Source organism: Azospirillum picis (assembly GCF_017876115.1).
Classification (GTDB): domain Bacteria; phylum Pseudomonadota; class Alphaproteobacteria; order Azospirillales; family Azospirillaceae; genus Azospirillum; species Azospirillum picis.
Genome location: NZ_JAGINO010000003.1, coordinates 167572 through 180087, shown reverse-complemented (window position 1 = coordinate 180087; position 12516 = coordinate 167572). Strand labels below are relative to the sequence as shown.

At 68.3% G+C, this 12516-nt stretch carries 9 protein-coding genes; 3 read left to right on the top strand and 6 right to left on the bottom strand.

Features of this window, described 5'->3' with window-relative positions; genetic code table 11:
• The first annotated feature begins 4 nt into the window (after positions 1-4).
• Positions 5-859 carry a phytoene/squalene synthase family protein gene (locus J2850_RS05790; RefSeq protein WP_209979726.1) on the top strand — a complete coding sequence of 285 codons (855 nt, stop codon included), beginning with the start codon at positions 5-7 and terminating at the stop codon, positions 857-859.
• Between the two features lie 57 nt (positions 860-916).
• Here the strand turns inward: J2850_RS05790 and trmFO are convergent, their stop codons facing one another.
• From trmFO to J2850_RS05760, 6 genes are all read right to left on the bottom strand, one after another.
• Positions 917-2260 (bottom strand): methylenetetrahydrofolate--tRNA-(uracil(54)-C(5))-methyltransferase (FADH(2)-oxidizing) TrmFO, encoded by a 1344-nt coding sequence (gene trmFO / locus J2850_RS05785; protein WP_209979724.1) that lies wholly within the window; start codon positions 2258-2260, stop codon positions 917-919.
• Positions 2261-2296: 36 nt separating this feature from the next.
• Positions 2297-2950 (bottom strand): nucleotidyltransferase substrate binding protein, encoded by a 654-nt coding sequence (locus J2850_RS05780; RefSeq protein WP_209979722.1) that lies wholly within the window; start codon positions 2948-2950, stop codon positions 2297-2299.
• Positions 2951-3070: 120 nt separating this feature from the next.
• Positions 3071-3277: a hypothetical protein gene (locus J2850_RS05775; RefSeq protein ID WP_209979720.1), complete on the bottom strand. Its 207-nt coding sequence runs from the start codon at positions 3275-3277 to the stop codon at positions 3071-3073.
• A gap of 63 nt (positions 3278-3340) precedes the next feature.
• Complete coding sequence (gene uvrA, locus J2850_RS05770) at positions 3341-6208, bottom strand: excinuclease ABC subunit UvrA (protein WP_209979718.1); 2868 nt, start codon at positions 6206-6208, stop codon at positions 3341-3343.
• 159 nt (positions 6209-6367) lie between these two features.
• Positions 6368-7984: a CYTH and CHAD domain-containing protein gene (locus J2850_RS05765; protein WP_209979716.1), complete on the bottom strand. Its 1617-nt coding sequence runs from the start codon at positions 7982-7984 to the stop codon at positions 6368-6370.
• Between the two features lie 81 nt (positions 7985-8065).
• Positions 8066-8584 carry a SixA phosphatase family protein gene (locus tag J2850_RS05760; RefSeq protein WP_209979714.1) on the bottom strand — a complete coding sequence of 173 codons (519 nt, stop codon included), beginning with the start codon at positions 8582-8584 and terminating at the stop codon, positions 8066-8068.
• A 165-nt stretch (positions 8585-8749) separates the two neighbouring features.
• On the opposite strand from J2850_RS05760, the gene J2850_RS05755 reads away from it, so the two are divergent.
• Both J2850_RS05755 and J2850_RS05750 read left to right on the top strand, forming a co-directional pair.
• Positions 8750-10897 (top strand): RNA degradosome polyphosphate kinase, encoded by a 2148-nt coding sequence (locus tag J2850_RS05755; protein WP_209979712.1) that lies wholly within the window; start codon positions 8750-8752, stop codon positions 10895-10897.
• A gap of 25 nt (positions 10898-10922) precedes the next feature.
• Positions 10923-12467 carry a Ppx/GppA family phosphatase gene (locus J2850_RS05750; protein WP_209979710.1) on the top strand — a complete coding sequence of 515 codons (1545 nt, stop codon included), beginning with the start codon at positions 10923-10925 and terminating at the stop codon, positions 12465-12467.
• The last annotated feature ends 49 nt before the right edge of the window (positions 12468-12516 follow it).

Here is a 12516-nt window from a genome sequence, read left to right as displayed (position 1 = left end):
TCCCATGGTTAAGGCTGCGACCGACCTGTCCTATTGCGGACGGGAGGTTCGGAAATATGACAACGACCACTTTCTGGCAGGTCTCTTCGCTCCGGCGGACCGGCGCGAGGCGATGTTCGCCCTCTACGCCTTCAACCTGGAAATCGCAAAAACCCGGGAAGTGGTCAGCGAACCGATACTCGGTCAGATGCGACTGCAATTCTGGCGCGACGGGATCGAAGCCGTCTATGGGGGCGGACCCGTACCACGCCACGGAGTGATGGATCCGCTGGCGGAGGCCGCCCGGACGCTCGGGCTGAGCCGCACGCTGTTCGACCGGCTGATCGATGCCCGCGAAGCCGACCTGGACGACACGCCGCCCGCCGACCTGGCCTGCCTCGTCAACTATGCCGAGGTGACGGGAGCGCCGCTCACCCAGTTGGGGCTGGAGATCCTGGATGTGCGTGATGCCCCGGCCATGGCCGCCGGGCGCCATGTCGGCATTGCCTATGCCCTTGCCGGCATCCTGCGCGCGGTGCCCTTCCTGGCGCGGCAGCATCGCCAGCGGCTGCCCGAGGACCTGATGGCGCGCCATGGCGCCCGTTCGGAGGACCTGTTCGCCGGCCGGCCCACACCCGAGCTCAAGCTGGTGGTGGGCGAGGTGGCGGCGGTTGCCCGCAAGCACCTGGAGGACGCACGCGCGCTGCGGCGCGAGGTGCGCAGGGCCGCGGTTCCGGCCCTGCTGCCCGCCACGCTGGCGGACCTGCACCTGGGGGTCATCGCACGCGAAGGCTACGACGTTTTCGCCCCGCGGGTGATGCTGTCCCATCCGTTCCGGCAGCTACGGCTGGCATGGGCGGCGGCACGCGGACGATATTGAGGGGGACGGGGGAGTGGTGCCGGCCGCGGCGACCAGCGTCGCGAGGCCGGCCCCGCCTCACTCCTTCAGCCAGGCGTCGAGGTCGGACATTGCCCGGCGGGTGTAGGCGAGCTTGCGGTCGCGGCCGCGGATCTTCTCGTCGACCGGCGGGAACAGGCCGAAGTTGACGTTCATCGGCTGGTAGGTCTCGGCCTCCGCCCCGCCGGTGATGTGGCCGAGGATGGCGCCGAGAGCGGTGGTGACCGGCGGCCGGGGGGCCTCCCGGCCCAGCCGTTCGGCTGCGGCGAAGCGTCCGGCGAGCAGACCGACGGCGGCGCTTTCCACATAGCCCTCGCAGCCCGTGACCTGCCCGGCGAAGCGCAGGCGCGGCAGGGACTTCAGGCGCAAGGCGCCGTCGAGCAGCCTCGGGCTGTTCAGGAAGGTGTTGCGGTGCATGCCGCCCAGCCGCGCGAACTCCGCCTTCTCCAGGCCGGGAATCATGCGGAAGATCCGCGTCTGCTCGGCATGACGCAGCTTGGTCTGGAAGCCGACGAGGTTGTAGAGCGTGCCCAGTGCGTTGTCCTGGCGCAACTGGACCACTGCATAGGGGCGGCGTTCCGGCTTGTGCGGGTTGGTCAGGCCGACCGGCTTCATCGGGCCGTAGCGCAGGGTGTCGACCCCGCGCTCCGCCATCACCTCGATCGGCAGGCAGCCTTCGAAATAGGGGGTGTTCTTCTCCCATTCCTTGAAATCGAGTTTCTCGCCGCCGATCAGCGCGTCGATGAAGGCGCGGTACTCGTCCTTCTCGAAGGCGCAGTTGATGTAGTCCTTGCCGGTGCCGCCGGGGCCGGGCTTGTCGTAGCGGGACTGGAACCACGCCTTCGACAGGTCGACGCTCTCCAGGTAGACGATGGGAGCGATGGCGTCGAAGAAGGCCAGCGATTCCTCGCCGGTATGGGCGCGCACCGCCTCCGCCAGCGCCGGCGAGGTGAGGGGGCCGGTGGCGACGATGACGCTGTCCCAATCCTCCGGCGGCAGCCCGGCGACCTCCTCGCGCTGGAGGGTGATCAGCGGATGGGTGGAAACCGCCTCCGTCACCGCGTCGGCGAAACCGTCGCGGTCCATTGCCAGCGCGCCACCGGCCGGCACCTTGTGCGCATCGGCGCAGCGCAGGATCAGCGAGCCACAGCGCCGCATCTCCTCATGGAGGAGCCCGACGGCGTTGTATTCGGCGTCGTCGGAACGGAAGGAGTTCGAGCAGACCAGTTCCGCGAGCTTCTCCGTGTCGTGGGCCTCGGTCTTGCGGACCGGCCGCATCTCGTGCAGCACGACGGGCACGCCGCGGGTGGCGAGCTGCCAGGCGGCTTCGGTGCCGGCGAGGCCGCCACCGATGACGTGTACGGGACGAAGGGTGTCGGTCATGGCAACTTTCCAGGAGACTGTGCGGACGGGCATGGATCAGGGGCGGGTTATGGAGCCCTGCAACGCGGAAATCCAGGTTTCAATGAGCCGGGCGTGGCTTGGCAGCCGGGCAAACAGCTCTTCCGCCTTTTCCTCATCATAGGTATGGACCGTCGGGTTGCGGCTGTTCAGCATGGCGATGGCTTCCTCCGCCTGTTCTCCGGTCAACAAGCCTGCGATCCGGCTTTCCCGCACCATCGAGTTGGGGCTGGCGGAAGTCGGGCGTTCCACGCCCAAACCGTGGGAGATCATGGCACGGTCCGCCTTCCAGGCGGCTTCCGCAGCGAGCGTGAAGCTAAGAATTGCCGGATCACGCACGGTGTCATCAACCGGAAGCCGGAGGCTTTCCTGCAGACGTGCCAGAGCCTGACGCGCGTTCTCAAGCTGGAACTCCGGTCTTGATGTGGCGAGGTTCACCACATCGACGAAATAGGGAACGGTGCTTTCCTCGAGGTCTTCGGCGATGTCGGCCATCAACCCGGCGGGCAGCGGCTCCAGCGGGTCAATCGCGACATGGATGTCACTCCAGTGGCCGCCGTCGCCACGGGCACAGGAACCGAACAGGTAAACGCACGCCGGGTATCCGGCCAGACGGTGGAGAATGATCCCTTTGACGGTGTCGAGCGCGCGACGGCGAACCGCATTCATCATGCGGCGACGATATCATGCGTCGTCGACGGCTGGGCAAAGGAAAGGCCGGCCCTCTCGCGGAAGGCCGGCCCAAAGTCGATCAGGAGTCTGTCTGAACCAAGAAACGGAGGCGGGCTGCTGTCACTCGCTCTTCGTCGTCGTGCTGCGTTCCACCGTGGTCGACCCGGTCGGCGGCGTCGTCAGCGAGCCCGAGCCGTAGCCCGGCGGGACGGTGGTGGTCGTGGTGGTGGTCGTGCTGGTGGTGCGGGTTTCGTCGGAGCCGCAGGCCGCCAGCAGGAGCGCCGCGCCGAGCGCGGCGCCGATGCCGGTCATGATCGTCCTGGTCATTCCCTTGATCTTCCCTGCTTTACGTAAGGACAGGCAAGGGAACGCGGCGAAGGCTTCGTTTGTTCACGCCCTCTTTCGGGTTGCCGATTTCCGCGCGGCAGGTTTCGCCTTAAGGTAGGGGGCTAGGTAGCGTCCCGTATAGCTGCGCTGCACCTTGGCCACATCTTCGGGCGTGCCCTCGGCGACGATCTCGCCGCCGCCGGTGCCGCCTTCGGGGCCGAGGTCGATGATCCAGTCGGCGGTCTTGATGACCTCCAGATTGTGCTCGATCACCAGCACCGTGTTGCCCTGGTCGACCAGCGCATGCAGCACCTCCAGCAGCTTCTCGACGTCCGCGAAATGCAGCCCGGTGGTCGGCTCGTCGAGGATGTAGAGGGTGCGGCCGGTGGCGCGGCGGCTCAGTTCCTTGGACAGCTTGACGCGTTGCGCCTCACCGCCCGACAGGGTGGTCGCCGCCTGCCCGATGTGGATGTAGCCGAGGCCGACGCGCTCCAGCGTGTCCAGCTTGTCGCGGATGCCCGGCACCGCCTTGAAGAACTCCTTGCCCTCCTCGACGGTCATGTCGAGGACGTCGGCGATGGTCTTGTCGCGGTAGGTGACCTCCAGGGTCTCGCGGTTGTAGCGCTTGCCGTGGCAGACGTCGCAGGTGACGTAGACGTCGGGCAGGAAGTGCATCTCGATCTTGATGACGCCGTCGCCCTGGCACGCCTCGCAACGGCCACCCTTCACGTTGAAGGAGAAGCGGCCGGGGCCGTAGCCGCGCGCCTTGGCCTCCGGCAGGCCGGCGAACCAGTCGCGCATCGGCGTGAAGGCGCCGGTGTAGGTGGCCGGGTTCGACCGCGGGGTGCGGCCGATCGGCGACTGGTCGATGTCGATGACCTTGTCGAGATGCTCCAGCCCCAGCAACTCGTCGTGCTCGGCCGGATGTTCGCGGGCGCCCATCAGCTTGCGCGCCACCGCCTTGTACAGCGTTTCGATGATCAGGGTCGACTTGCCGCCCCCCGACACGCCGGTCACGCAGGTGAAGGTGCCGAGCGGGATCCTGGTCGAGACGTCGCGCAGGTTGTTGGCGCGGGCGCCCTTCACCTCCAGGAACTGGCCGGGATGGCCGGGCCGCCGTGCGTCGGGCACGGGGACGAAGCGGGTGCCGTTCAGGTACTGGGCGGTGATGCTGTCCGGATTCTTCCGGACCTCCTCCGGCGTGCCCTGGGCGATGACGGTGCCGCCGTGCTGGCCGGCCCCCGGCCCCATGTCCACCAGATAGTCGGCGCTGCGGATGGCGTCCTCGTCATGCTCCACCACCACCACGGTGTTGCCGATGTCGCGCAGGCGCTTCAGCGTGTCGAGCAGCCGGTCGTTGTCGCGCTGGTGCAGGCCGATCGACGGCTCGTCCAGAACATAGAGCACGCCAGTCAGGCCGGAGCCGATCTGCGAGGCAAGGCGGATCCGCTGGCTCTCGCCGCCAGACAGCGTGCCCGATCCGCGGCTGAGCGTCAGGTAGTCGAGACCGACGGCGTTGAGGAAGCCGAGCCGCTCGTTGATCTCCTTCAGGATGCGGTAGGCGATCTCGCGGTCCTTCGGGCGCAGGTGCTCGTTCAGTTCGCTGAACCAGGTTCCGGCACCGGCGATCGACAGTTCGGCCGCCTCGGAGATGTTGCGGCCGCGGATCTTGACCGCCAGCGCCTCCGGCTTCAGGCGGGCGCCCTTGCAGACCTCGCAGGGCTGCGACGACTGGTACTTGGACAGCTCGTCGCGCATCCAGGCGCTTTCCGTCTCGCGGTAGCGCCGCTCCAGGTTGGTGACGATGCCTTCGAAGGCCTTGTTGGTCTGGTAGTTCCGCAGACCGTCGTCGTAGGTCATGGTGATCGGCGCGCCGTCCGATCCGAACAGGATGGTCTGCCGCACCTTCTCCGGAAGGTCCTGCCAGGGCGTGGTCATCGACACGCCGAAATGCTGGCAGATGCTTTCCAGCGTCTGGTCGTAGTATTTGGAGGTGGAGCCGGCCCAGGGGGCGACGGCGCCCTTGGCCAGCGTCAGCCGCTCGTCCGGCACCACCAGCATCGGGTCGAAATAGATCTTGCTGCCCAGGCCGTCGCAGGCCGGGCAGGCACCGAACGGATTGTTGAACGAGAACAGGCGTGGCTCGATCTCGGGGATGGTGAAGCCGCTGACCGGGCAGGCGAACTTCTGCGAGAAGACGGTCTGCTCGTTGGTCTCGGCGTTCTCGACCCAGACGATGCCGTCGGCGAGGCCGAGCGCGGTCTCCAGCGAGTCCGCCAGGCGGTTGCCCAGCCCTTCGCGGACGACGATGCGGTCGACCACCACCTCGATGTCGTGCTTCAGCTTCTTGTTGAGGGCCGGCACCTCGTCGATCTCGTACATGGTGCCGTCAACGCGCACGCGCTGGAAGCCGCGCTTGCGCAGGTCCTGGATCTCCTTCTTGTACTCGCCCTTGCGGCCGCGCACGAAGGGGGCCAGCAGCAGCAGGCGTGTGCCTTCCGGCATCGCCATGATGCGGTCGACCATCTGGCTGACCGTCTGGCTCTCGATCGGCAGGCCGGTGGCCGGAGAGTAGGGGATGCCGACGCGCGCCCACAGCAGGCGCATGTAGTCGTAGATCTCCGTGACCGTGCCGACGGTGGAGCGCGGATTCTTCGAAGTCGTCTTCTGCTCGATCGAGATGGCAGGCGACAGCCCCTCGATCGAATCGACGTCCGGCTTCTGCATCAGCTCCAGGAACTGGCGCGCGTAGGCCGAAAGGCTCTCCACGTAGCGCCGCTGTCCCTCGGCATAGATGGTGTCGAAGGCCAGCGACGACTTGCCGGATCCCGACAGGCCGGTGATGACGATCAGCTCGTCGCGGGGCAGATCCACATCGACGTTCTTCAGGTTGTGTTCCCGCGCGCCGCGGACGCTGATGTATTTGTTCATGGAGTGTTCTTTTACCCGAAGCCCATCCGGATGGAAAGCGGCAAGCCGCCCGGCATTATGACGAAAATCGGTGCCCTCTGCCGGGACGGCCGGCCCGAGCAGGCCGAGACGATATAGGCGCCTGCGGCCGCCGCGCCAGCCGCGCCCGGCGCGGGTCGGTCATGACCAGAATGGCTGGGCGGCGCGGAAACGCTTCCAGAGATCGGGCATCGACTTGCGGCGCTTCTCCGACCGGCGGTCGATCCAGGCCGCGACGGCGGCCACGGTCCGGGGATCGGCGCCCGGCAGCGACGCCAGCATCCGGGCACCGGTCGCGGCGTCCTGCTCGGCGTCCAGCGCCTTCTGCAGCGGCTCCATGGCGGCGAGGAAGGGCAGGGTGGCGTCCTCCGGATAGAGGCCGCGGAAGAAGTCGGCGGTGTAGCGGAGGGTGCGCAGGCGCCGGCGCAGCTTGTCCCGTCCCTTGGGATCGTCCGGCAATTTGGCCTGTTTGCCGATCTTCGCCAGCCGCGCCGACAACCAGGCCCCGGCCAGGCTCGACACCGGCGCCGCCAGCGCCGCACCGCGCTCACCCTGCGCGTCGGATACCCAGCGGCCATGTTCCAGCCAGCCGGCGAGGGCCAGGATCATCCTGGTGCAGTCGGGGGCGAGGATGGCGGCCATCGCCTCGCGCGCGGGACCGGCCCCGGCCGAGCGGGTGAGCGCCGCCAGCCGCTCCAGCGCCGCCCGGTCGACGGATGCGGGCGTTTCGCAGCCGGCCAGCAGCGGGTCGATGACGCCGGACATCAGCACGTCCCACCCGCGGGCCGGTCCCAGCCGCTTGGCCAGCGCGCGACTTTCGGCAACCAGCCGGTCGGCGTCGGGCGAGTCCACGAGCGGCGCGAAGAAGCGGTGGGCGAGCCGCAGGCGCCTGAGCGCGATGCGCATGCGGTGCAGGCCCTCGACGTCGCCGCCACCCAGTGCGCAAGCCTCGTTGGCCAGGAAATGGCGCAGGGCGTGGCGCAGGATGTGGCGGTAGGCCTCCGCCGCCGTGGTCAGCGGCGACAGGCCGAGCGGCTCGGCATCAACCGGTCCCGGCGCCTTTCCGGTGACCAGCCTTATGCCCGTTTCCGCCTTGCTCTCGGTGCCGATGCGCATCGGGATCGCCGTCTGGAGCGTGAGCGCCAGGTCGAACAGGCTGGCGACGCGGCCGGCCTTCAGTTCGAGTTCCACCTCGCTGATCGGCAGGGACTCGCCGCCGGCATAGACCCGGCCGTCGTCGACCGCCACCTCGACCGCCGTCAGCGGGTCGGGCCGGACGAGCAGGGTTGTGCGGCGGAAGTCGGTGATGAACAGGCAGTCAAGCGCGTCCAGCGCCGATGCGGGCACCAGCCCGGCCACGCCCGGATCCGCCAGCAGCTTCCGGTCCAGCGCCTCTCCCGTCACAGGCCAGTCCCATTCCCGCCGCACCGACACCGCCGCCGAATCGCCGGGGGTGGCGCTGTTGACGGTCTTCAAAGTCTGGACGAAGCGGTCGCCTTCCTGGCGGACCCGCAGCGCCACGCCGTTGGCCGCCAGCTTCAGGTCCGGCGTGTCGAAATAGGCGGTACGCAGGCGCTGCTGCGCCGCCGGTCCGTCGGCCTGGGCCAGCAGGGCGGGCAGCGTTGCCACCCGCGCAAGGTCGGCGGGGGCGGCGTGCAGCTTCAGCTCCACCTCGCGCGCGGCGGGCGGCGGGGCGGCGGGGGAGGGGGCTGGCGGCGGGGCAGGAGGCGAGGAGGGAGATGAAGTCGGGGGTGGCAAAGGTCGGCATCCTCCCGGTTCAGGCCGAAGCGGCCGTGGGCCTGGTGCGGATTCCGTGGATACCCCAACCGGCGCTGCGGGTTAAGCGAGTTTACGCGGCTGCACAAAATCCGCCAGCCGGCCGGCGGCCAATTCCAGGTCGGACCAGGACTGCGTCTCGAACACCAGGACCGCGCAGGCCGCGGTGGGGAACTTGTCCGTCAACGCATGGCGCAGGTCATGGTCGCCCGAGCCGGTCAGCGTGTTCGCCAGTTCGTGAAGGTCGGGATTGTGCGCCACCAGCATCAAGCCGGTGGCGGTGTCGGGAGCGTCGCGCAGCCGTTCCAGCAGCGTGCGTGAGCCGCACAGGTAGAGGCCGCGTTCATGCTCGACCGGCGGGAACGGCGCGCCGAGCGCCGCCATCACCCGCTTGCGCGTCTCCACGGCCCGCACCGCGGTCGAGCAGAGCACCAGGTCGATGCGGGCATGATGCTTGGCCAGGTACCGGCCGACCAGCGTGGCGGCCCGCTCGCCTCGGGCGTTCAGCGGCCGGTCATGATCGTCCAGTGACGGATCGTCCCAGGAGGACTTGGCATGGCGCAGCAGGAACAGCGTCTTCATGGTGCGGGCTGATCGAATGGGGGAGGCGTTGCGGCAGATCGCCGATCGAGAGTCCTGAAACCGTAACGCATCTGGGATATCCTGTCTCCCCACCATATATCCGCATGTCGGCCGCGCGAGGCGGCCGGCGCGCGGCTTTCAGGTCCAAGACTGTCAGAGGTTGACGTGACGCATCTCCAGGAACTCGAGGCGGCCGGCATCGAGCCCAACGCCCCGGAACGCTTCATCAATCGGGAGCTTTCGTGGCTGGCCTTCAACCAGCGCGTCCTGGACGAGGCGGCCAACCCGAACCATCCGCTGCTGGAGCGGCTGCGCTTCCTGTCGATTTCCGCCAGCAACCTCGACGAGTTCTACATGGTCCGCGTCGCCGGCCTGAAGGGGCAGGTGGCGGCCGGCGTGAAGACGCCGAGCCCGGAAAACCTGACGCCGACCCAGCAGCTCGCCGCGGTGAAGCAGCGCATCATCGCGCTGATGGACAGCCAGCAGGCGATGTGGCGCAGCCTGAAGGTGGATCTGCGCGAGGCGGGCATCAGCGTGGTCGATGCCGACGAGTTGAGCGACGGCGAGAAGGACTGGCTGGAGGCCAAGTTCCTCGACGACATCTTCCCGATCCTGACGCCGATCGCTGTCGATCCGGCGCATCCCTTCCCCTTCCTGCCGAACCTGGGATTCTCGCTCGCGCTTCAGCTTCACGACCCGGTCAAGGGACGCCACATCGACGCACTGGTGCCGCTGCCGTCGCAGTTGGAGCGCTTCATCCGGCTGCCCGGTTCCGACACCCGCTTCATCCAGCTCGAGAAGGCTGTGATGCTGTTCATTGACCGCCTGTTCCCTCCCTTCCAGGTCAAGGCGCACGGCGTCTTCAGCGTCCTGCGCGACAGCGAGATCGAGATCGAGGAAGAGGCCGAGGATCTGGTCCGCACCTTCGAAAGCGCGCTGAAGCGCCGCCGGCGCGGCAGCGTGATCCGGCTGGCCACCGACAGCGGCATGGCCGCCGACCTGCGTGAATTCCTGCGCCACGAACTGAACGTGGTGTCCGACGACGTCTTCGTCCTCGACGGCCTGATCGGCCTCACCGATACCAAGCAGCTCATCGTCGACGAACGGCCCGATCTGGTCTTCCGCCCTTTCAACGCCCGCTTCCCCGAGCGGATCCGCGACTTCGGCGGCGATTGCTTCGCGGCGATCCGGCACAAGGACATCGTCGTCCACCATCCCTACGAATCGTTCGACGTGGTGGTGCAGTTCATCCGCCAGGCGGCGCGCGACCCGCAGGTCGTCGCCATCAAGCAGACGCTCTACCGCACCAGCAAGGACAGCCCGATCGTCGCGGCGCTGATCGAGGCGGCGGAGGCCGGCAAGTCGGTGACGGCGCTGGTGGAACTGAAGGCGCGCTTCGACGAGGAGGCCAACATCCGCTGGGCACGCGACCTGGAGCGCGCCGGCGCCCAGGTCGTCTACGGCTTCGTCGATCTGAAGACGCACGCCAAGGTGTCGCTGGTGGTCCGGCGCGAGAAGAAGGCGCTGCGCAGCTACGTGCACTTCGGCACCGGCAACTACCACCCCATCACCGCCAAGGTCTACACCGACCTGTCCTTCTTCACCTGCGACCCGGCGCTCTGCCACGACGCCGCGGTGATGTTCAACTTCATGACCGGCTATGCCACGCCCAAGGTGCTGGAGAAGATCGCCATCGCGCCGATCACCCTGCGGCAGCGGCTGTCGGACCTGATCGAGGCGGAGATCGCCCATGCCGCCGCCGGGCGGCCGGCCGCGATCTGGGTGAAGCTGAACTCGCTGGTCGACCCGGTCATCATCGACAAGCTGTACAAGGCGTCCCAGGCCGGGGTGCAGATCGACATGGTCATCCGCGGCATCTGCTGCCTGCGGCCAGGGGTGAAGGGCCTGTCGGAGAACATCCGCGTGCGCAGCATCGTCGGCCGGTTCCTGGAGCATGGCCGCGTGATCTGCTTCGGCAACGGCCACGGCCTGCCGAGCAACCAGGCCAAGATCTTCATCTCCTCCGCCGACTGGATGACCCGCAACCTCGACCGCCGGATCGAAACGCTGGTGCCGATCGAAAACCCGACGGTGCACGAACAGGTGCTCGACCAGATCATGGTTGCGAACCTGAAGGACGACGCAAGCACCTGGAAGCTCGGACCCGATGGCGTGTATCATCGCGTCAAGGCTGGCCCTGACGGGTTCAGCGCCCATAATTACTTCATGACCAACCCCAGCCTGTCCGGCCGGGGCAGCGCGCTGAGCAGCAAGCGCACGCCGCCGCGGCTGATGCTGCACGCGGTGTCTTGAGGACGGGTGACGGGAGTCTTTGCGCATGACCATCGACAATCGCGCGGTGCGGTCCGCCGGGATGAGCCAGGGCGGGCAGGCCGCCGGTCTTCCGACGGAACGCGTCGGGGTGATCGACATCGGGTCCAACTCGATCCGGCTGGTCGTCTATGATGGCCTGACCCGTTCACCGCTGGCGCTGTTCAACGAGAAGGTGCTCTGCGGCCTCGGCCGCGGCGTCGAGAAGTCGGGGACCCTCAATCCCGACGGCGTGGCACAGGCGCTGACGGCACTCGAACGCTTCGCGACGCTGGCCCAGGGAATGCGGGTCGGCCGGCTGGACGTCATCGCGACCGCCGCGGTCCGCGATGCCCGTGACGGTGCCGACTTCGTCGAGGCGATCCGCCGCCGTGCCGGCCTGACCGTGCGCGTCATCAGCGGCGAGGAGGAGGCGCGGCTGTCGGCGATGGGCGTGCTGTCCGGGACCCCGGGGGCCGATGGCCTGGTCGGGGATCTCGGCGGCGGCAGCCTGGAACTGGTGCCGCTCGACCGCGGCGTGATCGGGCAGCAGGTCACGCTGCCGCTGGGTCCGCTGCGCCTGATGGAGATCGGGAGCGGGAAGGGCGGGCCGCTGAAGCTGATCGACCAGCACCTGGAATCCCTGCCCTGGCTGCCGGCCATGAAGGGCCGGCCCTTCTATCCGGTGGGCGGGAGCTGGCGCGCCATCGCCAAGCTCCACATGGAGCAGTCGGGGCATCCGCTCCACATCATCCACCACTATACGATCCCGACGGCCGAGGCGCGCGAGTTCACCGCGCTGGTCGGCCGGCAGAGCCGCTCGTCGCTGGAGAAGATGGCGGGATCGCGGCGCCGGCTCGACACGCTGCCCTTTGCCGGACTGGTGCTGGAGCGGCTGCTGCGCATCGCCCAGCCGTCCAAGCTGGTCTTCTCCGCCTATGGCCTGCGCGAAGGACACCTGTATTCGCTGCTGTCGCCGGAGGGCCAGCGCGAGGATCCGCTGATGGCCTCGGCCGCGGATTGGGCTGGCCGCTTCGTAAGGATGGGCGATCCGGCGCTGCTGATGTCGTGGACCGCCGGGTTGTTCGCCGGTGAGGACGACAACGCCATCCGTCTGCGCCATGCCGCCTGCCTGCTGAGCGATGTCGGCTGGGCCGATCATCCCGACTACCGCGCCGAACACGCTTTCCTGCGCGTGCTTCGCTATCCGTTCCCGGCCTTGGACCATGACGAGCGTGCCTTCCTGGCCCTTGCGGCCCATGCCCGCTACGCCGGGGCCATCGACGGGCCGCTGACTGCCGGGGCACGGTCGCTGATGACGGACGGGCAGGGTATGAAAGCGCTGGTCCTGGGACTGGCGCTGCGCTTGGCGCATACGCTGTCCGGTGGCGCCACCGCGATGCTGGAGCGCACAAGCCTGAAGGTCGGCGACGGCCGGATCGTCCTGACGCTGTCGGACGACGGCAGCGTGCCGGCCGGCGAAGCGGTGCAGCGCCGGATCGACGCCCTGGCAAAGGCCATGAACCTCAAGGGCGACGTTGTGCAGCCGCTGCGACCGCAGGCTGCCGAGTAGCGCCGCGCCCACGTCCCGGGCCGACCGGCACCGCGCCGTCCCGTCGGCG

Coding starts and splice junctions, on each gene's coding strand:
- uvrA (WP_209979718.1), bottom strand. CDS start 6,208: ATGAACAAATACATCAGCGTCCGCGGCGCGCGGGAACACAACCTGAAG.
- trmFO (WP_209979724.1), bottom strand. CDS start 2,260: ATGACCGACACCCTTCGTCCCGTACACGTCATCGGTGGCGGCCTCGCC.
- J2850_RS05750 (WP_209979710.1), top strand. CDS start 10,923: ATGACCATCGACAATCGCGCGGTGCGGTCCGCCGGGATGAGCCAGGGC.
- J2850_RS05780 (WP_209979722.1), bottom strand. CDS start 2,950: ATGATGAATGCGGTTCGCCGTCGCGCGCTCGACACCGTCAAAGGGATC.
- J2850_RS05775 (WP_209979720.1), bottom strand. CDS start 3,277: ATGACCAGGACGATCATGACCGGCATCGGCGCCGCGCTCGGCGCGGCG.
- J2850_RS05760 (WP_209979714.1), bottom strand. CDS start 8,584: ATGAAGACGCTGTTCCTGCTGCGCCATGCCAAGTCCTCCTGGGACGAT.
- J2850_RS05790 (WP_209979726.1), top strand. CDS start 5: ATGGTTAAGGCTGCGACCGACCTGTCCTATTGCGGACGGGAGGTTCGG.